Raw genomic sequence first — 23,212 nt, 5'->3', positions numbered from 1 at the left:
TGTAGCAGGAAGGAACAGTATGACAGATGTAACCGTAAAAACGCTGGCTGCAGAGATACAGACCTCCGTGGATCGCCTGGTACAGCAATTTGCTGATGCAGGTATCCCGAAGTCTGCTGACGACTCTGTGTCCGCACAAGAGAAACAAACCTTACTGGCGCACCTGAACCGTGAGAACGGCTCTGCACCAGATAAGTTGACATTGCAGCGTAAAACGCGCAGTACTCTCAATATTCCTGGTACCGGTGGAAAAAGTAAATCGGTACAAATCGAAGTCCGCAAGACACGCACCTTTGTGAAACGCGATCCGCAAGAGGCAGAACGCCTTGCCGCGGAAGAGCAGGCGCAGCGTGAAGCGGAAGAGCAAGCCCGTCGTGAGGCAGAAGAAACTGCTAAACGCGAGGCGCAACAAAAAGCCGAACGTGAGGCCGCAGAACAAGCTAAACGTGAAGCCGCTGATAAAGCGAAACGTGAAGCTGCGGAAAAAGACAAAGTGAGCAATCAACAGACCGACGATATGACTAAAACCGCCCAGGCCGAAAAAGCCCGCCGTGAAAATGAAGCCGCAGAACTGAAGCGTAAAGCGGAAGAAGAAGCGCGTCGCAAGCTTGAAGAAGAAGCTCGCCGTGTGGCTGAAGAAGCCCGTCGTATGGCGGAAGAAAATGCCGGTGTTTGGGCAGAGCAAGAGAAAGCAAAAGGTGAAGAGGATAAGACCGATTATCACGTCACCACTTCTCAGCATGCTCGCCAGGCAGAAGACGAAAACGATCGCGAAGTAGAAGGCGGCCGTGGCCGTACGCGTACTGCGACGAAAGCTGCTCGTCCTCAGAAGAAAGGCAATAAGCACGCTGAATCTAAAGCCGATCGCGAAGAAGCACGTGCTGCTGGTCGCGGTGGTAAAGGCGGCAAGCGTAAAGGTTCTTCCCTGCAGCAAGGCTTCCAGAAGCCAGCTCAGGCCGTTAACCGTGACGTAGTGATTGGCGAAACCATCACCGTTGGCGACTTAGCGAACAAGATGGCGGTTAAAGGTTCTCAGGTCATCAAAGCGATGATGAAGCTGGGTGCGATGGCCACCATCAACCAGGTCATCGATCAGGAAACCGCACAGTTGGTTGCTGAAGAGATGGGCCACAAAGTTATCTTGCGTCGTGAAAACGAGCTGGAAGAAGCGGTAATGAGCGACCGTGACACTGGCGCAGCGGCTGAACCGCGTGCACCGGTTGTGACTATCATGGGTCACGTTGACCACGGTAAAACCTCTCTGCTGGACTACATTCGTTCAACGAAAGTCGCCTCTGGCGAAGCGGGCGGCATTACCCAGCACATTGGTGCATACCACGTTGAAACTGACAACGGTATGATCACCTTCCTGGATACCCCGGGGCACGCCGCGTTTACCTCTATGCGTGCTCGTGGTGCACAGGCAACAGATATCGTTGTTCTGGTTGTTGCAGCAGATGATGGCGTGATGCCTCAGACCATTGAAGCTATCCAGCATGCGAAAGCAGCGCAGGTGCCGATGGTTGTTGCAGTCAACAAAATCGATAAGCCAGAAGCCGATATGGATCGCGTTAAGAACGAACTGTCTCAGTACGGCGTTATGCCGGAAGAGTGGGGCGGCGAATCTCAGTTCATCCCTGTTTCTGCGAAAGCAGGTACCGGTATTGATGACCTGTTGAACGCTATCCTGCTGCAGGCTGAAGTTCTGGAGCTGAAAGCGATTCGTAAAGGTATGGCAAGCGGTGCGGTAATCGAATCCTTCCTGGACAAAGGTCGTGGCCCAGTTGCTACCGTCCTGGTTCGTGAAGGTACCCTGAATAAGGGCGATATCGTACTGTGTGGCTTCGAGTATGGCCGCGTTCGTGCAATGCGTAACGAACTGGGTCAGGAAGTCCTGGAAGCAGGTCCGTCTATTCCAGTTGAAATCCTGGGTCTGTCCGGCGTTCCGGCTGCGGGTGACGAAGTTACCGTCGTACGTGACGAGAAAAAAGCGCGTGAAGTTGCACTGTATCGTCAGGGCAAATTCCGTGAAGTTAAACTGGCTCGCCAGCAGAAATCTAAACTCGAGAACATGTTCGCCAACATGACCGAAGGCGAAGTTCACGAAGTGAACGTTGTCCTGAAAGCTGACGTTCAGGGTTCTGTCGAAGCGATCTCCGACTCCTTGCTGAAACTGTCTACCGACGAAGTGAAAGTGAAGATCATCGGTTCCGGCGTAGGTGGTATCACCGAAACCGACGCCACGCTGGCTGCGGCATCCAACGCGATTCTGGTTGGCTTCAACGTTCGTGCTGATGCCTCTGCACGTAAAGTGATTGAATCTGAAAGCCTGGATCTGCGTTACTACTCCGTCATCTATCACCTGATCGACGAAGTGAAAGCTGCGATGAGCGGCATGCTGTCTCCGGAACTGAAACAGCAGATCATCGGTCTGGCTGAAGTACGTGACGTGTTCAAATCACCGAAATTTGGCGCCATCGCAGGTTGTATGGTTACCGAAGGTACGATTAAACGTCACAACCCAATCCGCGTTCTGCGTGACAACGTGGTTATCTATGAAGGCGAGCTGGAATCCCTGCGCCGCTTCAAAGATGACGTTAACGAAGTCCGTAACGGCATGGAATGTGGTATCGGCGTTAAGAACTACAACGACGTTCGCGTTGGCGATATGATCGAAGTGTTCGAAATCATCGAGATCAAACGTACCATCGCATAATTTTCGTCGTCTTTTGGGCTGCCGCTGTGTTGGTAGTTCAAGGCATAGAAGCTTATTTGAGGTAGGCCGGGTAAGCGAAGCGCCACCCGGCAATGAAATTTAAAAAGGGGCTTATGGCCCCTTTTTTGTCTTTATTCTGGAGAATTTATTATGGCGAAAGAATTTGGTCGCCCGCAGCGCGTGGCCCAGGAGATGCAAAAAGAGATCGCACTCATCCTGCAACGCGAAATCAAAGATCCGCGCGTCGGCGTGATGACTACCGTGTCCGGCGTTGAGATGTCTCGTGACCTGGCGTATGCCAAAGTGTTCGTGACGTTCCTGAATGACCAGGACGAAGCTGCCGTGAAGAACGGTATTAAAGCCTTGCAGGAAGCCTCTGGCTTCATCCGCTCTCTGCTGGGTAAAGCCATGCGCCTGCGTATCGTGCCGGAACTGACTTTCTTCTACGACAACTCGTTGGTCGAAGGGATGCGCATGTCTAACCTGGTGACCAGCGTGGTGAAGCATGACGATGAACGTCGTGTGAATCCTGCGGACGACAGCAAGGAGGACTAATGAGTCGTCCTCGTCGTCGTGGTCGCGACATTCATGGCGTCCTGTTGCTGGATAAGCCGCAAGGCATGTCCAGCAATGACGTGCTGCAAAAAGTAAAACGCCTCTACAATGCCAACCGTGCCGGTCATACCGGTGCGCTGGATCCGCTGGCGACAGGCATGCTGCCTATCTGCCTGGGAGAGGCGACCAAGTTTTCGCAGTACCTGCTGGACTCTGACAAACGCTATCGCGTGGTGGCCCGCCTGGGACAGCGTACTGATACCTCTGATGCCGATGGGCAAATTGTGCAGGAGCGTCCGGTGACGTTTACCCCGGAACAGCTTGCCAGCGCGCTGGAGACGTTTCGCGGTGACATCCAACAGATCCCGTCGATGTACTCAGCGCTGAAGTATCAGGGTAAAAAGCTGTACGAGTACGCGCGTCAGGGTATTGAGGTCCCGCGTGAATCCAGACCGATTACCGTGTACGAACTGCTGTTTATTCGCCACGAAGGTAATGAACTGGAGCTGGAAGTCCATTGCTCCAAAGGCACGTACATTCGCACGATTGTTGACGATCTGGGCGAGAAGCTCGGATGCGGCGCGCACGTGACGTATTTGCGTCGTCTGACGGTCAGCAAGTATCCGGTAGACCGTATGGTCACGCTGGAACATTTGCACAGCCTGGTTGAACAGGCTGAACAGCAGAACATTCCGGCGGCAGAATTACTTGATCCGCTGCTGATGCCAATGGACAGTCCGGCATCGGACTATCCCATTGTTAATCTGCCTTTAACATCATCGGTTTACTTTAAAAATGGTAATCCGGTACGTACGTCGGGCGTGCCGCAGGAAGGGCTGGTTCGCGTGACGGAAGGCGATGATGGCAAATTTATCGGCATGGGGGAGATCGACGATGAAGGTCGTGTCGCCCCTCGTCGACTGGTGGTTGAGTATCCTGCATAGCGCTCTCTGTCTTGCGATAAGAAGGCGCTGCGAGTAGAATACCGCCGCTTAACGTCGCGTAAATTATTTAACAGTTCGCGCGGCGTGTACACAAAATCATTCGAGCTGCATCAAGGCGGCAAGTCTGAGGATCCTCAGGAGCTTACTGAAGTAAGTGACTGAGGTGAGCGGACGCAGCCAACGCAGAGGCAGTTTGAAGGATGAAGTGTATACACTGGGATCGCTGAATTAGAGATCGGCGTCCTTACATTCTTAACACTTTGGAGTTTTAAAATGTCTCTAAGTACTGAAGCTACAGCTAAAATTGTTTCTGAGTTTGGTCGTGATGCAAACGACACCGGTTCTACCGATGTTCAGGTTGCTCTGTTAACTGCACAGATTAACCACCTGCAGGGTCACTTCTCTGAACACAAAAAAGATCACCACAGCCGTCGTGGTCTGCTGCGTATGGTTTCTCAGCGTCGTAAACTGCTCGACTACCTGAAGCGTAAAGATGTTGCACGTTACACTGCGCTGATCGAGCGTCTGGGTCTGCGTCGCTAAGTCTTTCGAGTTTCAGAAAGAGGGGGCCTTCATGGCCCCTTTTTTCCAGCAGATGGCAGCAATTCGCTGGAAACTAATGTATTGTTGCTATGAATGATCTTCCGTCGCAGAGGTTCGCGCGGCTAATGAGAGGCTTTACCCAATACGCGTGGGTTAGGGTTGTCATTAGTCGCGAGGATGCGCAGAAGGTCGGGTATTAACGATGGCGTGTATAAATACGCCGTTAAAAAAAGAGAAAGGATATTATTTTGCTTAATCCGATCGTTCGTAAATTCCAGTACGGCCAACATACCGTAACGCTGGAAACCGGCATGATGGCTCGTCAGGCTACTGCTGCTGTTATGGTTAGCATGGATGACACCGCGGTATTTGTGACCGTTGTTGGTCAGAAAAAGACCAAGCCAGGCCAGGATTTCTTCCCGCTGACCGTTAACTATCAGGAGCGTACCTACGCTGCTGGCCGTATCCCGGGTAGCTTCTTCCGTCGTGAAGGCCGTCCGAGTGAAGGCGAAACCCTGATCGCGCGTCTGATTGACCGCCCGGTTCGTCCGCTGTTCCCGGAAGGTTTCATCAACGAAGTTCAGGTTATTGCGACCGTTGTCTCCGTTAACCCGCAGGTTAACCCAGATATCGTGGCAATGATCGGCGCATCCGCTGCGCTGTCCCTGTCTGGTCTGCCGTTCAACGGCCCGATCGGTTCTGCTCGTGTTGGTTATATCAATGACCAGTATGTACTGAACCCGACTCAAGACGAACTGAAAGAAAGCAAGCTGGACCTGGTTGTTGCCGGTACTGAAGCTGCCGTACTGATGGTTGAATCCGAAGCTGAACTGCTGAGCGAAGACCAGATGCTGGGCGCTGTCGTATTCGGTCACGAACAGCAGCAGATTGTTATCAAAGAAATCAACGAGCTGGTTAAAGTCGCTGGCAAGCCGCGTTGGGACTGGCAGCCAGAAGCTGTCAACGAAGCGCTGAATGCACGCGTTGCCGCGCTGGCAGAAACGCGTTTGAGCGATGCTTACCGTATCACCGACAAACAAGAGCGTTATGCTCAGGTTGACGTGATCAAATCTGAAACCATCGCTCAACTGGTTGCAGAAGACGAAACCCTGGACGCTAACGAACTGGGTGAAATCCTGCACGCTATCGAGAAAAACGTCGTTCGTAGCCGCGTACTGGCAGGCGAGCCGCGCATCGATGGCCGCGAAAAAGACATGATCCGTGGTCTGGACGTGCGTACTGGCGTACTGCCGCGTACTCACGGTTCCGCACTGTTCACCCGTGGCGAAACTCAGGCGCTGGTTACTGCGACCCTGGGCACCACCCGTGATGCGCAGAACCTCGACGAACTGATGGGCGAGCGTACTGACAACTTCCTGTTCCACTACAACTTCCCTCCGTACTGCGTAGGCGAAACCGGTATGGTCGGTTCTCCGAAGCGTCGTGAGATTGGTCACGGCCGTCTGGCGAAACGCGGCGTGCTGGCAGTGATGCCGGAACTGGACAAATTCCCGTACACCGTACGTGTTGTGTCTGAAATCACCGAATCCAACGGTTCTTCTTCCATGGCTTCCGTGTGCGGTGCTTCTCTGGCACTGATGGACGCAGGCGTGCCGATCAAAGCCGCTGTTGCGGGTATCGCGATGGGTCTGGTGAAAGAAGGCGATAACTTTGTGGTTCTGTCTGACATTCTGGGTGACGAAGATCACCTGGGCGACATGGACTTTAAAGTGGCGGGTTCCCGCGATGGTATCTCTGCACTGCAGATGGATATCAAAATCGAAGGTATCACCAAAGAGATCATGCAGGTTGCTCTGAACCAGGCTAAAGGTGCGCGTCTGCACATTCTGGGCGTGATGGAACAGGCGATCAATGCGCCGCGCGGCGACATCTCTCAGTTCGCTCCGCGTATCCACACCATTAAGATCAGCCCGGACAAAATCAAAGACGTTATCGGTAAAGGCGGTTCTGTTATCCGTGCTCTGACCGAAGAAACCGGCACCACCATCGAAATCGAAGATGATGGTACTGTGAAGATCGCGGCGACCGACGGTGAAAAAGCGAAATATGCTATCCGTCGTATCGAAGAGATTACTGCAGAAATCGAAGTTGGCCGTATCTACAATGGTAAAGTGACCCGTATCGTTGACTTTGGCGCATTCGTTGCCATCGGTGGTGGTAAAGAAGGTCTGGTACACATCTCTCAGATCGCTGACAAGCGCGTAGAGAAAGTGACCGATTACCTGCAGATGGGTCAGGAAGTACCGGTTAAAGTTCTGGAAGTTGATCGCCAGGGCCGCGTACGTCTGAGCATTAAAGAAGCAACTGAGCAGTCTCAGCCAGCAGCTGCGCCGGAAGCACCGGCAAGCCTCGGCGAGTAAGGTTGCCATTGCCCTCCGCGTGAGCGGGGGGCCTTTAACCCGGCAGGAAGCCTTGTTAGCAACCGGGGAACAGGACGTTCATTCAATCGTTGTCTTCGGGAGTGGGAAATGAAGCCTTTTTTGCGCTGGTGTTTCGTTGCGACAGCACTCACGCTGGCTGGATGCAGTAATTCCGCCTGGCGTAAGAGTGAAGTCCTCGCAGTACCACTGCAACCGACTTTACAGCAGGAAGTGATTCTGGCACGTATGGAACAAATTCTTGCCAGTCGGGCTTTAACCGATGACGAACGCGCACAGCTTTTATATGAGCGCGGAGTGTTGTATGATAGTCTCGGTCTGAGGGCACTAGCGCGAAATGATTTTTCACAAGCGTTGGCAATCCGACCAGATATGCCTGAAGTATTCAATTACTTAGGTATATATTTAACGCAGGCAGGCAATTTTGATGCTGCCTATGAAGCGTTTGATTCTGTACTTGAGCTTGATCCAACTTACAACTACGCGCACTTAAATCGCGGTATCGCATTGTATTACGGCGGTCGCGACAAGTTAGCGCAAGATGATCTGCTAGCGTTTTATCAAGACGATCCCAATGATCCATTCCGCAGTCTGTGGCTGTATCTCGCCGAGCAGAAGCTCGATGAGAAGCAGGCTAAAGAAGCGTTAATACAGCGCTTCGAGAAATCGGATAAAGAGCAATGGGGATGGAACATTGTCGAGTTCTACCTGGGCAACATTAGCGAAGCAACGCTGATGGAGCGCCTGAAGGCGGACGCAACGGATAACACCTCGCTCGCTGAGCATCTCAGTGAAACCAACTTCTATTTAGGTAAGTACTACCTAAGTCTGGGGGATTTGGACAACGCTACGGCATTGTTCAAACTGGCGGTGGCTAACAACGTTCATAACTTTGTTGAGCACCGATACGCATTGTTGGAATTATCGCTCCTGGGCCAGGACCAAGATGACCTGGCAGAATCGGACCAGCAATAGCTGACGTACACATCAGCCCGTAATCTTTTTTGATTGCCATCACCTTCACCGGTGAGGGCGTTGTTGTTCGTTAATACACCTACTTTGAGCCGGTTCACACTTTTCAATGAAAATTGCAGATCAATTTCATGATGAGTTATGTAGACTGGCCGCCATTAATTTTGAGGCACACGTACTACATGGCTGAATTCGAAACCACTTTTGCAGATCTGGGCCTGAAGGCTCCTATCCTTGAAGCCCTTACCGATCTGGGTTACGAAAAACCATCTCCAATCCAGGCAGAGTGCATTCCGCATCTGCTGGGCGGTCGCGATGTTCTGGGTATGGCCCAGACCGGTAGCGGCAAAACTGCAGCGTTCTCCTTACCGCTGCTCAACAATCTTGATCCTGAGCTGAAGGCACCTCAGATTCTGGTGCTGGCACCGACCCGCGAACTGGCGGTTCAGGTTGCAGAAGCCATGACGGATTTCTCTAAACATATGCACGGCGTGAACGTGGTAGCCCTTTACGGCGGCCAGCGTTATGACGTGCAATTACGTGCCCTGCGTCAGGGCCCGCAGATCGTCGTCGGTACGCCGGGTCGTCTTCTGGATCACCTGAAGCGCGGTACCCTGAACCTCTCTAAACTGAGCGGTTTAGTGCTGGACGAAGCCGATGAAATGCTGCGTATGGGCTTCATCGAAGACGTTGAAACGATTATGGCGCAGATCCCGGAAGGTCATCAGACCGCTCTGTTCTCTGCAACCATGCCGGAAGCGATTCGCCGTATTACCCGCCGCTTTATGAAAGAGCCGCAGGAAGTACGCATTCAGTCCAGCGTCACCACGCGTCCTGACATCAGCCAGAGCTACTGGACTGTCTGGGGCATGCGTAAAAATGAAGCGCTGGTGCGTTTCCTGGAAGCAGAAGATTTTGATGCGGCGATTATCTTCGTTCGTACCAAAAATGCGACCCTGGAAGTGGCAGAAGCGCTGGAGCGTAGCGGCTATAGCAGCGCTGCACTGAACGGCGACATGAACCAGTCCCTGCGTGAGCAGACTCTGGAACGTCTGAAAGACGGCCGTCTGGATATTTTGATTGCAACCGACGTTGCGGCCCGTGGCCTGGACGTTGAGCGTATCAGCCTGGTTGTTAACTATGACATCCCGATGGACTCCGAGTCTTACGTTCACCGTATCGGCCGTACCGGTCGTGCGGGTCGTGCTGGCCGTGCGCTGCTGTTCGTTGAGAACCGTGAGCGTCGTCTGCTGCGTAACATAGAACGCACCATGAAGCTGACCATTCCGGAAGTTGAACTGCCGAACGCAGATCTGCTGGGCAAACGCCGTCTGGAAAAATTCGCCGCGAAAGTACAGCAGCAGCTGGAAAGCAGCGATCTGGATCAGTACCGTGCTCTGCTGGCGAAAATGCAGCCGGAAGAAGAGCTGGATATCGAAACGCTGGCCGCAGCACTGCTGAAAATGGCACAGGGTGAACGTCCGCTGATCGTGCCACCAGATGCACCGATGCGTCCTAAGCGCGAATTCCGCGACCGCGATGAACGTGCTCCACGTGGCGATCGTAATGATCGTAACGATCGTGGCCCGCGTGGTGACCGTCCGGAACGCGGTGGTGAAGACCGTCCGCGTCGTGAACGTCGTGACGTTGGCGATATGCAGCTGTACCGCATTGAAGTGGGTCGTGATGACGGTGTTGAAGTACGTCATATCGTTGGCGCTATCGCTAACGAAGGTGACATCAGCAGCCGTTACATCGGTAACATTAAGCTGTTCGGTACGCACTCCACCATCGAACTGCCGAAAGGTATGCCGGGCGACGTGCTGCAGCACTTTACCCGTACTCGCATCCTGAACAAGCCGATGAACATGCAGCTGGTTGGCGATGCAGTACCGCACACTGGTGGTGAGCGTCGTGGCGGCGGCGGTGGTCGTTTCAGCGGCGAACGTCGTGAAGGTGGTCGTGGCGAAAACCGTGGTAACAGCACTGAGCGTCGTGAAGGTGGCCGTGGTGATGGTCGTCGTTTCAGTGGCGAACGTCGTGAAGGCAGCCGTGCTCCACGTCGTGACGATGCTTCCGCTCCGCGTCGTGATGACTCCGCAGGTCGTCGTCGTTTCGGCGGTGACGCATAAGCCTCTTGGCTTCATAGCTGTAAAGTAAAATATACAGCCCCGATCTTAACGGTCGGGGCTTTTTTTATTTCTTTTGTACTCGTGTACTGGTACAGTGCAGCGCATTGAACTGTATTAGCTAATTTTAACCCTAAATAATTCGAGTTGTAGGAAGGCGGCAAACGAGGACATTCCAGGAGCTTGCTCAAGTAAGTGACTGGGATGGCGGAGTGCAGCCAAGGCATCTACAGCTTGAAGTATGACGGGTAAATACACTGGAGATCAGGCTAAATGGCAACACTAACCACCACCCAAACGTCACCATCGCTGCTTGGCGGCGTGGTGATTATCGGCGGCACCATTATTGGCGCGGGGATGTTTTCTCTGCCCGTGGTCATGTCCGGGGCGTGGTTCTTCTGGTCAATGGCGGCACTGATCTTTACCTGGTTCTGCATGCTGCATTCCGGGCTGATGATCCTCGAGGCTAACCTCAATTATCGTATTGGTTCGAGCTTCGACACCATCACCAAAGATCTGCTAGGCAAAGGCTGGAACGTTGTCAACGGCATCTCGATTGCGTTCGTACTGTATATCCTGACCTATGCGTATATCTCGGCGAGCGGCTCGATTCTGCACCATACCTTTGCCGAGATGTCGCTGAACGTCCCGGCGCGAGCGGCAGGGTTTGGCTTCGCGCTACTGGTGGCGTTTGTGGTGTGGTTGAGTACCAAAGCGGTGAGCCGCATGACGGCCATCGTGCTGGGTGCGAAGGTGATCACCTTCTTCCTGACCTTCGGCAGCCTGATGGGACATGTATCCCCAACCACGCTGTTTAACGTCGCAGAAAGCAATGCGTCGTACACACCGTATCTGCTGATGACGCTGCCGTTCTGTCTGGCATCCTTTGGTTATCACGGTAACGTACCGAGTCTGATGAAGTATTACGGTAAAGATCCGAAGACCATCGTGAAGTGCCTGGTGTACGGCACGTTGCTGGCGCTGGTGCTATACACCGTATGGTTGCTGGGGACGATGGGCAATATTCCACGTCCGGAATTCATTGGCATTGCTAAGCAGGGCGGTAACATTGATGTACTGGTACAGGCGCTGAGTGGGGTGCTGAACAGCCGCAGTCTGGACCTGCTGCTGGTGGTGTTCTCCAACTTTGCCGTGGCGAGTTCGTTCCTTGGCGTGACGCTGGGCCTGTTCGACTATCTGGCGGATCTGTTTGGTTTTGATGACTCAGCAATGGGGCGTTTGAAAACCGCTTTACTGACCTTTGTCCCACCGATTGTCGGTGGCCTGCTGTGGCCGAACGGCTTCCTGTACGCCATTGGCTATGCAGGGCTCGCGGCCACTATTTGGGCGGCCATTGTGCCGGCGCTGCTGGCACGTAAATCCCGTAAGCGGTTTGGTAGCCCGAAATTCCGCGTCTGGGGCGGCAAGCCGATGATTGCGCTGATTCTGGTGTTCGGTGTCGGCAACGCGGTTATCCATATCCTGTCGAGCGTTAATTTGTTGCCGGTGTATCAGTAAGTAGCGTGCCGGATGGCGGCTACGCCTTATCCGGCCTACTCGAACCCGTAGGCCCGGTAAGCGTAGCGCCACCGGGCAACCTAGACCTACCCAACCAACTCCTCTTTCACCTGCATCGCCAACTCAAACGAATGCAGGCGTGCCTGATGGTCAAAAATCTGCCCGTTAACCATAATCTCATCGGCCTGGGTTTCACGCAGGATTGACTCCAGCCCGTGACGCACTTTCGCTTTGTCCCCCACCAGCGACATGCTTAATGCCTGCTGTACGCCATATTGCTCGGATGCGGACCACAGCTGATGCATATTCTCCACCGGCGGTGGGAGTTGTCCGGTTTCACCCCGACGCAGTTTCATAAACGCCTGCTGCATAGAGGTGAAGAGAAACTCAGCGTCGCGATTGCTGTCGGCAGCGATGATGTTGATGCACACCATCGCATACGGTGTTGCCAGACGCGTGGAGGGTTTGAACTGAGTGCGATAAAGATGCAGCGCCTGGTGCAGCATATCCGGGGCGAAGTGGGAGGCGAAGGCAAACGGCAGGCCAAGCTGAGCGGCCAGCTGTGCGCTATACAGACTGGAGCCTAACAGCCAGACCGGTATTTGCTCTCCGTAGCCGGGAACCGGACGCACGTGGGGATTCGGATCACGTGCGTCAAACCAGTCCACCAGTTCTGTTACGTCGCGGGGAAAGTTATCGATATCACCACTCATATGGCGGCGCAGCGCGCGCATGGTTGGTTGATCGCTGCCCGGCGCTCGACCCAGACCGAGGTCAATACGTCCCGGATACAGCGTATTCAGCGTGCCAAACTGTTCGGCAATCACTAGCGGGGAATGGTTGGGTAACATCACGCCGCCAGAACCCAGATGCAGGGTTGTGGTATTGGCCGCCAGATAACCGATGAGCACCGAGGTTGCCGCACTGGCGATGCCGGTCATATTGTGATGTTCAGCCAGCCAGTAGCGATGGTAGCCGCGCTTTTCCGCCAGTTGGGCGAGATCACGAGAGTGCGAGAAGGCCTGCTTTGCGCTGGATCCTTCAGGGATCGGCGCTAGATCGAGCACCGAGAACGGAATGGTTTTGTCAGTCATAACGGCTCACTTTGTTACCGGTTAATCTTTTAATATTGCATTAAAGACTAGCGATTGTTGTTAACAAAGTGAGCTATTAATCACATCTGCAGTTCCAGGCCTGCCAGTCGTTTCCAGTAGCCGTTGCAGTCACTGTGGGTGGCAAGCGGTAACGGGGCACCACCATTCTCGTTGGCACGGAAGGCATCCAGCATGGCGAATGTCTCGGTTCCCAACGGGGACAGGCGCACAATATCAACCAGCCCCTGCATGGACGCCAGCTCATTACCGAGGTTGTAGACGTAGCCGCTCATGGTCTGAATACCGTTGAGGACAAACACTTGCTGATTCTCCTGCGACAGGACATCACGCCCGTTGGGATACTTGATGCAGCAGGTTTCGCACTCGTCTTTAGGCTTATCTTCGGAGCGTGCGGTGAAGCAGCGGGCAGAGTAGGCCAGCGGCAAATGCCCGTAGCTCAGTACTTCGGTTTCAAACTGGTCGCGAATACCCAGTTCGTCACACTGGTTAAGCAGGTTCACCAGCCAATCACGTGACAGCTCAACCGGCATACACCAGCGCACCATGCCCTGCTTGAGCAGAATACGCAGCGTTACGGCGTTGTAGCAGTTGAGTGCGTGCCCGGCCACGAACGGCAGCTTACGTTCGGCGCACATATTGACCACGCCGAGATCGCTGGCTTCCAGCAGAAAGTCACCGTTTTCAACATAGCGTTTCAACTCACCCAGCTCAGATGACGCCTGCACCAGTGCCAGCGTGGACAGGACCACCTGCTTACCGCTCCCGGCGAGGGACTTCGCCATGTCGATCCAGTCACCCACTTTGGTCGCCCGGCGCTTGCTGCACACGGCTTCGCCAAGATAGATAACGTCGGCATGGCTGGTGGCTGCCTGCTGATAAAAGTCTTCCAGCGTCTCTTTCGACCAGTAGTAGAGCACCGGTCCTAAGGAATATTTCATTGCTTTTCTCACTGCCATTTACGGTGATACGCGCCAAGTGTGGTCTGCGTGCCTTCGGACATAGAGCCGAGCGTTTCCATCCAGGCGCTTTGCGGAACGAAGTTCTGCGGATCTGCTTTGCAGCGGTCGATCGCCTGACGCCACACTTTCGCCACCTGGCTGACATAGGCCGGGCTACGCTGACGCCCCTCGATTTTCACCGAGGCAATATTGGCGGCCAGCAGGTCAGGTAGCAGTTCTAAGGTGTTGAGGCTGGTGGGCTCCTCCAGCGCATGATAGCGCTCGCCATCCACCAAATAACGCCCTTTACACAGCGTGGGATATCCGGCGTTTTCACCATCCTGGTAACGGTCAATCAGCACTTCGTTCAGGCGAGATTCCAGCCCCTGCGCGGTCTGCTGCCAGCGTACAAAACGGGCAGGGGAACACGCGCCGACGGTATTGGGGGATTCGCCCGTCAGATAAGACGAAAGATAGCAGCGGCCTTCCGCCATAATGCACAGGCTGCCGAAGGCAAACACTTCCAAAGGAACCGGTGTTACGCGCGCGAGTTGTTTCACCTGATGAATCGACAGCACACGCGGCAGCACCACACGTGCGACGTCAAAGTTACGGTGATAGAAATTTACCGCTTCTTCATTGGTTGCCGATGCCTGAACAGAGACATGGCGCTCAATATGCGGGTAGCGTTCTGCGGCATACTCAAGCATGGCGAGATCGGCGAGGATCAGTGCATCCGCGCCCAGTTGTGCCGCCATATCCACGGCACGCTGCCAGCGAGCGTACCCATCCGGGTGGGCAAAGGTGTTAATCGCGATGTGCAGCTTACGGCGATGTTGATGGACGAAACTCACCGCTTCCTGCAATTTTTTCTCGGTAAAATTAAGGCCGGCGAAATGACGGGCGTTGGTATCATCTTTTAGCCCGATGTACACAGCATCAGCGCCGTTCTCGATGGCCGCCTTAAGCGCCGGGAGATTTCCGGCAGGGCACAGCAGCTCCATAATTTATCCTGAAAGTTACGCCGCCTGGGCGCAAAAATGTTAACGAAGAGGGATTTTAGTTAACCTTGCTGAGACAATTTTTGATTTGAGGCAGTTAAAGTCGTATTGGTATCACCAATAAAGAGGTAACAATTTCGTATCGAATTGTTGATTTATGCCGCTATGTCGTTTATTTGATATGGCAAAATAGCCGGACTATAGAAACAGGGAGTAAAGCTCGTGTTGGATAAACTGCGTTCACGCTTAGTACATTTTGGTCCTTCTCTGATGAGTGTACCGGTTAAACTGACGCCCTTTACGCTCAAGCGCCAGGTACTGGAACAGGTTCTGAGCTGGCAATTTCGCCAGGCGCTGGCCGACGGGGAACTGGAGTTTCTCGACGGTCGCTGGTTGAGCATAAATGTTCGTGATATTGGCCTCAGATGGTATACCTCTGTTGAGAACGACAAACTTATCGTCAGTCAGAACGCAGACGCTGATGTGAGTTTTAGCGCAGACGCCAGCGATTTATTGATGATTGCGGCGCGTAAGCAGGATCCGGATACGCTTTTCTTCCAGCGTCGCCTGGTGATTGAAGGCGATACAGAATTAGGGCTACATGTGAAAAATCTGATGGACGCCATTGAACTGGAGCAGATGCCGAAAGCATTGCGCGTTATGCTGCTGCAATTGGCGGACTTTGTTGAGGCGGGTATGAAACATTCGCCAGAAACCAAACAGACCTCGGTAGGTGAACCATGCTGATTCGAGTTGAAATTCCCATTGATGCCCCAGGTATTGATGCGCTGCTGCGTCGTTCCTTTGAAAGCGATGCGGAAGCGAAGTTAGTGCACGACCTGCGTGAAGACGGTTTTCTGACGCTGGGTCTGGTTGCCACCGACGACGAAGGTCAGGTGGTCGGCTACGTCGCGTTCAGTCCTGTTGATGTGCAAGGTGAAGATCTGCAATGGGTCGGTATGGCTCCGTTAGCGGTAGATGAAAACTACCGTGGGCAGGGCCTGGCGCGTCAGCTGGTCTATGAGGGACTGGATTCACTGAACGAGTTTGGGTACGCCGCGGTGGTCACGCTGGGCGATCCGGCACTGTACAGTCGCTTTGGCTTTGAGCTGGCAGCCCACCACGATCTACACTGCCGCTGGCCGGGCACCGAAAGCGCGTTCCAGGTGCATCGCCTGGCAGAAGATGCGCTGGAGGGCGTGTCTGGTCTGGTGGAATACCACGAGCACTTCAATCGCTTTTAAGCACCGGGGCTTGTAGGCTACTCAGCAATGCCTCAAGCCCTTCACCTTCTACAAGGCGTTCTTTCTGACGCTTTGTGAGCTGCTTGACTCGATATTCCAGACGCAGGGCCAGCGAACGATCGCCGACCTGCGCGGCAAATGCCAGAGTTAACTCTCCCTTCCCACGCAAGGCTTTCGCGCCTTTTCCGCTTTGATGTTGCTTATAGCGGCGCTGCACATCGGTGGTTATTCCGGTGTACAGGGCGTTGTCTGCGGTACGGATCAGGTACAGATACCAGGGTGTCATTGTCACCATCGACGTGATAATTTTCAGGCCTACAGTATAAAAGAGAACAGAAATGGAAACACTGACTGCGGTGACGCGCTGGCTGGCAAAACAGCACGTCGTGACCTGGTGTGTGCATCATGACGGTGAACTGTGGTGCGCCAATGCGTTTTATCTGTTTGATGCGCAGAAGGTTGCCTTCTATGTGCTCACCGAAGATAAAACTCGCCATGCCCAGATGTCCGGCCCATGCGCGTCCGTTGCCGGGACGGTAAACGGTCAACCCAAAACGGTCGCGCTGATCCGTGGCGTCCAGTTTAAAGGCGAAATCAGGCGTCTGGAGGGGCAGGAGAGCGACGACGCGCGTAAAGCGTATAATCGTCGCTTCCCCGTCGCCAGAATGCTGTCTGCACCCGTGTGGGAGATTCGTCTTGATGAAATCAAGTTCACTGACAACACGCTGGGCTTTGGTAAAAAGCTGCTCTGGCTACGTGATCTATAGTTAGAGGAATGATTGAAGGGAAAGGATAAGCGATGAGCCAGGTGTTAATAACCGGAGCCACGGGTCTGGTGGGCGGACATTTATTGCGGATGCTACTGAACGAGCCTCGGGTCCATGCGATTACGGCTCCAACGCGCCGCCCGCTCGCCGATACGGTTGGCGTCTTTAACCCTCACGATCCGCAGTTGACCGATGCGCTGGCACAGGTCACCGATCCGGTCGACATTGTTTTTTGCTGTCTGGGAACCACCCGACGTGAAGCGGGTAGTAAAGAGGCCTTTATCCACGCTGATTATACGCTGGTGGTAGATACCGCCCTGACGGGGCGTCGTCTGGGGGCTCAGCATATGCTGGTAGTGAGTTCGATGGGGGCCAATGCGCACTCGCCATTTTTCTACAATCGGGTTAAAGGTGAGATGGAAGAGGCGCTGATTGCGCAGAAATGGCCCCGGCTGACGATTGTACGGCCTTCGATGTTGCTGGGTGACAGGGAACAACAGCGAGCGAATGAAAAGCTCTTTGCGCCATTATTCAAGTTGCTACCGGGGAACTGGAAATCTATTGAGGCACGTGATGTCGCACGGGCAATGCTGGTGGAGGCACTTGCGCCAGGACATGAAGGGGTTTCGATCCTGACCTCGTCCGAGCTGCGCGAAAGGGCTAAATAAAATGCCGGATGGCGCTGACGCTTATTCGGCCTACAAACGATGAAGTCCTGTAGGCCGGATAAGACGCCCAGGCGTCGCCATCCGGCATCTGTAGCAGTATTACTTAATAAATGTAAACGCGGTCGTGACGCGTTTCACGCCGCTGACCCGGCTGGCGATATCCGCCGCAGCCTTCGCTTCACGGTCGGTAACCAGACCCAGCAGGAAGACTTCCCCGTTCTCGGTGGTCACTTTAACGTTGGATGATTTTACCTGATCGCTGGTGAGCAGCTGGGAGCGCACTTTGGTGGTGATCCAGGTATCGTTGGAGGCTTCACCCAGGCCGATTGGCTGACCCTGACGGACTTCGTTAAACACTTCCGTCGTGCCTTCTACACCCATTGCAATCTGTTTCGCCCGCGCAGACAACTCGCTGTTAGGAGACTGCCCCACCAGTAGCACTTTACCCTGATAGGCGCTGACGTTGATGCGCGCTTCTTTCTTGATCTGGGCATCTTTTGATAACGCGGTACTGACGCGTAATTCCAGGGTTCCATCATCTACCTGGGTGCCGACGCTGCGAGGGTCAGTTGCGGCTTTCGTTCCGACAGCTGCCGTTCCGACAACGGCGGCAGCGACACAGCCTTGCAACAGCAGCGCAGAAAGAACCACTGCGAGCGGCGAAAATGCCTTCATGTGTACTCCTTAATCATCCTGGTGAGGGAAAAGCGTGTTATCGATAAGATCGCAAAGGCAGTTCACCGTCAGCATATGCATTTCCTGAATGCGTGCGCTGTGGTGTGAGGGAATGCGGATTTCGACATCCTGCGGCCCTAATAATCCGGCCAGCTCTCCCCCGTCATAACCGGTCAGAGCGACGATCGTCATGTCGCGGGTGACGGCAGCTTCAACGGCTTTAACGATATCGCGACTGTTGCCACGCGTAGAAATTGCCAACAGAACATCACCTGCATGTCCCAGCGCACGGACTTGTTTTGCATAAACTTCGTCGTGCAGGCGATCGTTGGCAATCGCAGTTAAGACCACATTATCAGTATTTAGTGCAATAGCAGGTAAACTGGGCCGTTCTGTTTCAAAACGGTTGATCATACTGGCAGCAAAATGCTGTGCGTTGGCAGCGGATGTCCCATTACCACAACAGAGAATTTTGTTGCCATTGAGCAGGGATTGAACCAGCGTCATGGCTGCACGGGAAATCGCATCCGGGAGCGCTTCAGCCGCAGCAATCTGAGTTTGAATGCTTTCTGTAAAGCAGACTTTAATTCTGTCTAACACGCTAATCCTTAAATCTTCAATTATGAGTGGTCGTTAAAGGCATCCTTTAACCACTCAACATCATTTCCGGTGAAGGCTAACACATCGAACCGACAATCCACAGTATCAAAACTCCCATTGTGGCGCGCAAGCCACAAGCGGGCGGTGTGTAATAATTTCTGTTGTTTGCTGCGGGTCACACTCGCCGCCGCCCCGCCAAAAAGAGCGGAACGACGAAAACGGACTTCAACAAAGACGGTGGTCTTGCCTTCACGCATTATCAGGTCGATTTCGCCGCCGCGTTCGCGCACGTTGGCGGCGATAAAACGCAGTCCTTTGCCCTCCAGCCAGCAACGCGCGGTGGCTTCCCACGCGTCACCGGTCTGTTTACTCGTTAACTGGCGGGGACGACCTGTCCTTGCTGGTATTTGAGCCATGATAACTTCCTGTTAATCACACAATCCGGCGTGGCGGTTAATGCGCCAGTGTTGCCGTTAATTTCAAAGCCCTGCACCTGACGCATTTGCGTGAAGTGGTTAGCCAGCGACCACGCATCGACGCCCATGGCGTACATGCGTGCCAGCGAGTAATCGTTGTGCACGGCGCTAAGCGCCTGCTGCATGAGCGGTTCGTTGCCGCCGGCCAGCATCGGAATTTCACTGTACTGCAAGCCTTCCATTTCCAGGCGGAAGTCAGGACCGGCAGTACCCTGCGCGCTACGGGAGCTGGCATACAGCGTGGCACCGCTCTGGCTGCCGTTACGCATGGCGATCATCGGCTTAATAAAGGCGATCTCTTCCGGCGTGGCCAGAATATACACGGCGTCAACACGACCGCTACCACCGGTGATTTGCGCATCGGTCGGCGGAGCCGGGATGGTGAGTCCACCAATCGTGACGCCAGGCTGTGCTGGTGTAGAGGAGACGACCGGGCTGCCCGTCAGGGCAATCCCTGCACCACCGTTGACGCCCATTCTCAGTTCTGCTGTAGAGCCGAATTTCTGTTGCAACACCACGCCGCCGCCAAGTTTTTGCCATTCCTGTGCAAAGGCGTTGGCCACGCGATCGCCTAACGCGCTACGCGGCGTTAACAGCAGCGGGGTTTGTTTTCCCTGATCGCGGATGTGACGTGCGGCATCGCGCGCTTCATCTTCCGGTGACAGCGCGAAGTAGCACACATTCGCCAGGTTCTGCACGGCTTCAGGCTGATTAAGCGCCAGTACGTTCAGCGGCGTGCTGCTCTTCATCAGTTCTTCAACATTGTTCTTCAACAGAGGGCCGACAACAATGCTGGCACCATCCTGCTGCACCTGGGCCAGGATCTGATTCAGCGGCTGTGACGAGGTGTCATAAATTTTCAGCTCTGCGGAAGGATTCGCCGGGGCGCTGGCCGTCGTTGGCTGAGTTGGTGCTGTTTGCGGCGCACTAACCGGTGTGGCTGGCTGTGCTGGTGCATCATTGGTCAGATCGCTCACCGAGGCCTGGGAAGGGCTGGCCACGCCGTCGACGGACTGCGGTTGTGTAACGGGCGTGGTGGCGTCCGTGACGGCTGCAGGTGCTGCGGCGACAGGGGTTGATACTGGTTGCGTGCCATTGTTTTTCGCTGCTTCAAAACCCTGCTGAATAGTGCGACCAAAAACAGCGGCCTGACCGTTCAGCGGCAGTAGCAGGGCTATCTTGCTGGTGGACGCTGGCTTATAGCTCTGGACGTTAACCAACTGCGTGGGCAGTAATTTTGCCCCCGGGTTTTGCGGATAGCGTTTTTGCCAGTCGGCAATGCCGGCCTTCATCATGTCGGCATCGCTACGGTTATCAAACCAGACGCGCTGGAGATCCAGCCAGCCTTGCAGAACATTTTCATCAGCGTTGATGACCAGCGCCTGCGCCTGCTCTGGTGTCATTGACGAGAGTGTTTGCCAGGTCGCATCGATGTTTTTCTGCTTATCGTTGGCGGCCAACAGCGGCTCTTGAGCGATTAGCGCACGCAGCAGCGTTAACGATGGACGCCCCTGGCTGGCATCAATTTGTGCCTGCCAGTAACGCGCCTGTTGGTTCTGATCGAAATCGGCTGGTTTTAGCTTCTCCAGCAGGGCCTGCGCGCCCGCGACATCTTTCTGCGCAAGTTTGATCTCAACGGCCAGCAGGGATTGTTCACGACGCTGGGCATCGTTCAGGTTCTGCGGCAATTGGTTGAACAGATCGACAGCCTGCTGGCTCTTACCTTCTTTCAGCAGTGCACGAATGGCGAGTAATTGCCAGTTGGTCTTGCTATCATCTGAGCTTTGCTGCATCTGTTGCAGATAAAAGCCGGAATCAGCTTGTGCTGTGCCCTGCATATGGGCTGCACTCTGGTCTGGCGCCTGGGAGCCACAACCGGCGAAAATCAATGCTGCCAGAATGACTGGCAGAGCGCGCGCGGCTTTCATACGAGAAAATGTTGAGGGTACCATACTGTATCCAGTGATATTTTTTACGCAATGCTCAATATTAAATCGGCAATACGGACGACACAATGAAACAACACGAATCGGCGGATAATTCTCAAGGCCAACTCTTTATTGTACCTACTCCTATCGGAAATTTGGCTGATATTACCCAACGAGCGCTCGAAGTTTTACAAGCCGTTGATTTAATTGCCGCTGAAGACACCCGTCATACCGGATTATTATTACAACACTTCGCGATTAGCGCCCGTATGTTTGCGTTACACGATCACAATGAGCAACAAAAAGCCCAAATGCTGGTGGCGAAGCTCAAGGAAGGCCAGAACATCGCGCTGGTTTCCGATGCCGGAACGCCGCTGATTAACGATCCTGGCTATCACCTGGTGCGTACCTGTCGTGAGGCGGGTATTCGAGTTGTGCCGCTACCGGGTCCTTGCGCGGCCATCGCCGCATTAAGTGCTGCAGGCCTGCCATCAGACCGTTTTTGCTACGAAGGCTTTTTGCCCGCCAAATCCAAAGGCCGTCGCGATGCAATGAAGGCCATTGAAGCGGAACCTCGTACACTGATTTTTTATGAGTCCACCCACCGTCTGCTCGACAGCCTGGAAGACATGGTCGCCGTATGGGGAGAGTCGCGTTATGTGGTGCTGGCGCGCGAGCTGACTAAAACCTGGGAAACCATTCACGGCGCCCCGGTCGGCGAATTGCTGGCGTGGGTAAAAGAAGATGAAAACCGCCGTAAAGGCGAAATGGTGCTGATTGTTGAGGGCCATAAAGCGCAGGACGACGATCTCCCGGCCGATGCCTTGCGGACGCTGGCGCTGTTACAGGCAGAACTGCCGCTGAAAAAGGCCGCCGCACTGGCTGCCGAAATCCACGGCGTGAAAAAGAATGCGCTGTATAAGTACGCCCTGGAACAGCAGGGAGAGTAAGCGTGAGTGGCTACTAACCTCCCTTTGCCATCACCCCATTGATACTCAATCAGGTCATTGAGATTGGTGAGCTTATGGGATATTGGGCGGTTGTGGCTGGCAGGGCATCTCCTCTTTTGCGCAAAGAGAACCTCATCCGTACTATTCAGGCCTCTTTAGCGATTGAGCATAATTCGTTGAGTGCAGATCAGGTCACTGCCCTGATGGATGGCAAGCGAATACTGGCTCCGGCAAAAGATATACAGGAAGTCAGGAATGCGATTCTGGCATATGAAAAAATGTCAGAATGGAAGAGTCATCAGTTATCCGATCTTCTCCGGGCCCATGAGATTCTTATGATGGGACTGGTCGATAACCCCGGGCGGTTGCGCTCCGGGAATGTCGGTGTTTACAGAGAAAAAAAGCTCATCCATATGGCCCCCGGCATCACAAATTTCGCGTTTGATAGATGAGCTACTGGGCTGGTTAAAAACAACCGAGCTCCATCCCCTGATAGCCGGGGCTATTTTCCATTATGAGTTTGAGTTTATTCATCCTTTTGCCGATGGTAATGGTCGGATGGGACGGCTGTGGCAGACATTGATTCTGAGTGAATGGCGAGCAGAACTGGCGTGGCTACCGGTGGAAACGCGGATTCACTTCCAGCAGGAGCGTTATTACCAGGTGTTAGGGCTGTGCGATCGGCAAAGTAGTTGCACGCCATTTATAGAATTTATTCTGGAAAATATTATCTCTGCTTTGCAAGACGGGTTGGGAAAATCATCAGCCTTGTCGGAAGAAATGTCGGAAGAAATGTCGGAAGAAATGTCGCCTGATTTACTGGATATAGAAAAACGCATACTGCATATTTTGTCGCGTCAGCCTGCACGAACTGCCAAAAGCCTTGCCGATGAGTGTGAAATCTCAGCCCGAACCATTGAACGCTATCTGAAAGCGTTGCAGCAGAAAGGCAAACTGCAACGCGTTGGTGCGAAGAAGGGAGGTTTCTGGCGGGTTTGTACGCTGTGATTTATTTGATGCAAGCGCTATCTGAAGTTAATCAGACCGCGCTTTTGAATCATTCACTAAAAAGAG

At 53.9% G+C, this 23,212-nt stretch carries 22 protein-coding genes and 1 pseudogene; 15 read left to right on the top strand and 8 right to left on the bottom strand.

Annotated elements, in window-relative coordinates:
* Window positions 1-19: 19 nt before the first annotated feature.
* From infB to mtr, 9 genes are all read left to right on the top strand, one after another.
* The gene (infB, locus tag FDX01_RS17210; protein WP_096755532.1) at window positions 20-2,716 is read left to right on the top strand and encodes a translation initiation factor IF-2; all 2,697 of its coding nucleotides are present in this window, start codon (window positions 20-22) and stop codon (window positions 2,714-2,716) included.
* Between the two features lie 150 nt (window positions 2,717-2,866).
* The gene (gene rbfA, locus FDX01_RS17205; protein ID WP_096755533.1) at window positions 2,867-3,271 is read left to right on the top strand and encodes a 30S ribosome-binding factor RbfA; all 405 of its coding nucleotides are present in this window, start codon (window positions 2,867-2,869) and stop codon (window positions 3,269-3,271) included.
* A complete protein-coding gene (truB, locus tag FDX01_RS17200) occupies window positions 3,271-4,215 on the top strand; it encodes a tRNA pseudouridine(55) synthase TruB (RefSeq protein ID WP_137400197.1) in 945 nt (314 codons plus the stop codon). Before rbfA ends, truB begins: the two co-directional genes overlap by 1 nt.
* A gap of 273 nt (window positions 4,216-4,488) precedes the next feature.
* On the top strand, window positions 4,489-4,758 hold the full coding sequence (gene rpsO, locus FDX01_RS17195; RefSeq protein ID WP_096755535.1) for a 30S ribosomal protein S15: 270 nt from the start codon (window positions 4,489-4,491) through the stop codon (window positions 4,756-4,758).
* A gap of 248 nt (window positions 4,759-5,006) precedes the next feature.
* Window positions 5,007-7,139 carry a polyribonucleotide nucleotidyltransferase gene (gene pnp, locus FDX01_RS17190; RefSeq protein WP_096755536.1) on the top strand — a complete coding sequence of 711 codons (2,133 nt, stop codon included), beginning with the start codon at window positions 5,007-5,009 and terminating at the stop codon, window positions 7,137-7,139.
* Window positions 7,140-7,247: 108 nt separating this feature from the next.
* A complete protein-coding gene (gene nlpI, locus FDX01_RS17185) occupies window positions 7,248-8,132 on the top strand; it encodes a lipoprotein NlpI (protein WP_096755537.1) in 885 nt (294 codons plus the stop codon).
* A 106-nt stretch (window positions 8,133-8,238) separates the two neighbouring features.
* A complete protein-coding gene (gene yrbN, locus FDX01_RS17180; RefSeq protein ID WP_010723222.1) occupies window positions 8,239-8,319 on the top strand; it encodes a protein YrbN in 81 nt (26 codons plus the stop codon).
* Complete coding sequence (locus FDX01_RS17175) at window positions 8,312-10,261, top strand: DEAD/DEAH family ATP-dependent RNA helicase (protein WP_135911337.1); 1,950 nt, start codon at window positions 8,312-8,314, stop codon at window positions 10,259-10,261. The genes yrbN and FDX01_RS17175 overlap by 8 nt, the downstream gene beginning before the upstream one ends.
* Before the next feature lie 270 nt (window positions 10,262-10,531).
* Window positions 10,532-11,776: a tryptophan permease gene (mtr, locus tag FDX01_RS17170; protein ID WP_096755539.1), complete on the top strand. Its 1,245-nt coding sequence runs from the start codon at window positions 10,532-10,534 to the stop codon at window positions 11,774-11,776.
* Window positions 11,777-11,862: 86 nt separating this feature from the next.
* Here mtr and FDX01_RS17165 read toward each other — a convergent pair whose 3' ends face one another.
* From FDX01_RS17165 to FDX01_RS17155, 3 genes are all read right to left on the bottom strand, one after another.
* On the bottom strand, window positions 11,863-12,870 hold the full coding sequence (locus FDX01_RS17165) for a luciferase-like monooxygenase (RefSeq protein WP_117342729.1): 1,008 nt from the start codon (window positions 12,868-12,870) through the stop codon (window positions 11,863-11,865).
* Window positions 12,871-12,950: 80 nt separating this feature from the next.
* On the bottom strand, window positions 12,951-13,829 hold the full coding sequence (locus FDX01_RS17160; protein WP_137400196.1) for a U32 family peptidase: 879 nt from the start codon (window positions 13,827-13,829) through the stop codon (window positions 12,951-12,953).
* A gap of 8 nt (window positions 13,830-13,837) precedes the next feature.
* Window positions 13,838-14,833, bottom strand: coding sequence for a peptidase U32 family protein (locus tag FDX01_RS17155; RefSeq protein WP_096755542.1), 996 nt, complete (start codon window positions 14,831-14,833; stop codon window positions 13,838-13,840).
* Between the two features lie 219 nt (window positions 14,834-15,052).
* Between FDX01_RS17155 and FDX01_RS17150 the strand changes: the two genes are divergently transcribed.
* Both FDX01_RS17150 and FDX01_RS17145 read left to right on the top strand, forming a co-directional pair.
* The gene (locus tag FDX01_RS17150; RefSeq protein ID WP_115257401.1) at window positions 15,053-15,577 is read left to right on the top strand and encodes an SCP2 domain-containing protein; all 525 of its coding nucleotides are present in this window, start codon (window positions 15,053-15,055) and stop codon (window positions 15,575-15,577) included.
* Window positions 15,571-16,074, top strand: coding sequence for an N-acetyltransferase (locus tag FDX01_RS17145; protein ID WP_115257402.1), 504 nt, complete (start codon window positions 15,571-15,573; stop codon window positions 16,072-16,074). Before FDX01_RS17150 ends, FDX01_RS17145 begins: the two co-directional genes overlap by 7 nt.
* On the opposite strand, the gene FDX01_RS17140 is transcribed toward FDX01_RS17145, so the two are convergent.
* The gene (locus FDX01_RS17140) at window positions 16,061-16,360 is read right to left on the bottom strand and encodes a GIY-YIG nuclease family protein (RefSeq protein WP_115257403.1); all 300 of its coding nucleotides are present in this window, start codon (window positions 16,358-16,360) and stop codon (window positions 16,061-16,063) included. The two genes, FDX01_RS17145 and FDX01_RS17140, sit on opposite strands and share 14 nt — an antisense overlap.
* 52 nt (window positions 16,361-16,412) lie before the next feature.
* On the opposite strand from FDX01_RS17140, the gene FDX01_RS17135 reads away from it, so the two are divergent.
* Together FDX01_RS17135 and FDX01_RS17130 are read left to right on the top strand one after the other, a co-directional pair.
* Entirely contained in the window at window positions 16,413-16,841 is a 429-nt protein-coding gene (locus FDX01_RS17135; RefSeq protein ID WP_115257404.1) for a YhbP family protein, read from the top strand.
* Window positions 16,842-16,873: 32 nt separating this feature from the next.
* Complete coding sequence (locus FDX01_RS17130; protein WP_137400195.1) at window positions 16,874-17,509, top strand: NAD(P)H-binding protein; 636 nt, start codon at window positions 16,874-16,876, stop codon at window positions 17,507-17,509.
* 99 nt (window positions 17,510-17,608) lie between these two features.
* Here the strand turns inward: FDX01_RS17130 and dolP are convergent, their stop codons facing one another.
* Genes dolP through FDX01_RS17110 form a run of 4 tightly spaced genes read right to left on the bottom strand, consistent with a single transcriptional unit; the run spans window position 17,609 to window position 21,212 of the window.
* Window positions 17,609-18,184 carry a division/outer membrane stress-associated lipid-binding lipoprotein gene (dolP, locus tag FDX01_RS17125; RefSeq protein WP_115257406.1) on the bottom strand — a complete coding sequence of 192 codons (576 nt, stop codon included), beginning with the start codon at window positions 18,182-18,184 and terminating at the stop codon, window positions 17,609-17,611.
* A 9-nt stretch (window positions 18,185-18,193) separates the two neighbouring features.
* Window positions 18,194-18,784: a DnaA initiator-associating protein DiaA gene (gene diaA / locus FDX01_RS17120; RefSeq protein ID WP_048213380.1), complete on the bottom strand. Its 591-nt coding sequence runs from the start codon at window positions 18,782-18,784 to the stop codon at window positions 18,194-18,196.
* Between the two features lie 20 nt (window positions 18,785-18,804).
* Window positions 18,805-19,200, bottom strand: coding sequence for a YraN family protein (locus FDX01_RS17115; RefSeq protein WP_096755549.1), 396 nt, complete (start codon window positions 19,198-19,200; stop codon window positions 18,805-18,807).
* The gene (locus FDX01_RS17110; RefSeq protein WP_137400194.1) at window positions 19,158-21,212 is read right to left on the bottom strand and encodes a penicillin-binding protein activator; all 2,055 of its coding nucleotides are present in this window, start codon (window positions 21,210-21,212) and stop codon (window positions 19,158-19,160) included. The genes FDX01_RS17115 and FDX01_RS17110 overlap by 43 nt, the downstream gene beginning before the upstream one ends.
* Before the next feature lie 62 nt (window positions 21,213-21,274).
* Here FDX01_RS17110 and rsmI point away from each other — a divergent pair, with 62 nt between their 5' ends.
* Both rsmI and FDX01_RS17100 read left to right on the top strand, forming a co-directional pair.
* Window positions 21,275-22,138, top strand: a complete 864-nt coding sequence (gene rsmI, locus FDX01_RS17105; RefSeq protein WP_115257408.1) for a 16S rRNA (cytidine(1402)-2'-O)-methyltransferase — start codon at window positions 21,275-21,277, stop codon at window positions 22,136-22,138.
* Between the two features lie 29 nt (window positions 22,139-22,167).
* A pseudogene (locus FDX01_RS17100) lies at window positions 22,168-23,146 on the top strand (Fic family protein).
* Window positions 23,147-23,212: the final 66 nt, after the last annotated feature.

It is taken from the genome of Citrobacter sp. wls613 (genome assembly GCF_005281195.1).
GTDB lineage: Bacteria > Pseudomonadota > Gammaproteobacteria > Enterobacterales > Enterobacteriaceae > Citrobacter > Citrobacter gillenii.
This window is presented reverse-complemented; position numbering and strand designations above follow the sequence as displayed.

Bases quoted from the DNA above. Each gene is read 5' to 3' on its own strand.
- infB (WP_096755532.1), top strand. From the start codon at position 20: ATGACAGATGTAACCGTAAAAACGCTGGCTGCAGAGATACAGACCTCC.
- rbfA (WP_096755533.1), top strand. From the start codon at position 2,867: ATGGCGAAAGAATTTGGTCGCCCGCAGCGCGTGGCCCAGGAGATGCAA.
- truB (WP_137400197.1), top strand. From the start codon at position 3,271: ATGAGTCGTCCTCGTCGTCGTGGTCGCGACATTCATGGCGTCCTGTTG.
- rpsO (WP_096755535.1), top strand. From the start codon at position 4,489: ATGTCTCTAAGTACTGAAGCTACAGCTAAAATTGTTTCTGAGTTTGGT.
- nlpI (WP_096755537.1), top strand. From the start codon at position 7,248: ATGAAGCCTTTTTTGCGCTGGTGTTTCGTTGCGACAGCACTCACGCTG.
- yrbN (WP_010723222.1), top strand. From the start codon at position 8,239: ATGAAAATTGCAGATCAATTTCATGATGAGTTATGTAGACTGGCCGCC.
- FDX01_RS17175 (WP_135911337.1), top strand. From the start codon at position 8,312: ATGGCTGAATTCGAAACCACTTTTGCAGATCTGGGCCTGAAGGCTCCT.
- mtr (WP_096755539.1), top strand. From the start codon at position 10,532: ATGGCAACACTAACCACCACCCAAACGTCACCATCGCTGCTTGGCGGC.
- FDX01_RS17165 (WP_117342729.1), bottom strand. From the start codon at position 12,870: ATGACTGACAAAACCATTCCGTTCTCGGTGCTCGATCTAGCGCCGATC.
- FDX01_RS17160 (WP_137400196.1), bottom strand. From the start codon at position 13,829: ATGAAATATTCCTTAGGACCGGTGCTCTACTACTGGTCGAAAGAGACG.
- FDX01_RS17155 (WP_096755542.1), bottom strand. From the start codon at position 14,833: ATGGAGCTGCTGTGCCCTGCCGGAAATCTCCCGGCGCTTAAGGCGGCC.
- FDX01_RS17145 (WP_115257402.1), top strand. From the start codon at position 15,571: ATGCTGATTCGAGTTGAAATTCCCATTGATGCCCCAGGTATTGATGCG.
- FDX01_RS17140 (WP_115257403.1), bottom strand. From the start codon at position 16,360: ATGACACCCTGGTATCTGTACCTGATCCGTACCGCAGACAACGCCCTG.
- FDX01_RS17135 (WP_115257404.1), top strand. From the start codon at position 16,413: ATGGAAACACTGACTGCGGTGACGCGCTGGCTGGCAAAACAGCACGTC.
- FDX01_RS17130 (WP_137400195.1), top strand. From the start codon at position 16,874: ATGAGCCAGGTGTTAATAACCGGAGCCACGGGTCTGGTGGGCGGACAT.
- dolP (WP_115257406.1), bottom strand. From the start codon at position 18,184: ATGAAGGCATTTTCGCCGCTCGCAGTGGTTCTTTCTGCGCTGCTGTTG.
- FDX01_RS17115 (WP_096755549.1), bottom strand. From the start codon at position 19,200: ATGGCTCAAATACCAGCAAGGACAGGTCGTCCCCGCCAGTTAACGAGT.
- FDX01_RS17110 (WP_137400194.1), bottom strand. From the start codon at position 21,212: ATGGTACCCTCAACATTTTCTCGTATGAAAGCCGCGCGCGCTCTGCCA.
- rsmI (WP_115257408.1), top strand. From the start codon at position 21,275: ATGAAACAACACGAATCGGCGGATAATTCTCAAGGCCAACTCTTTATT.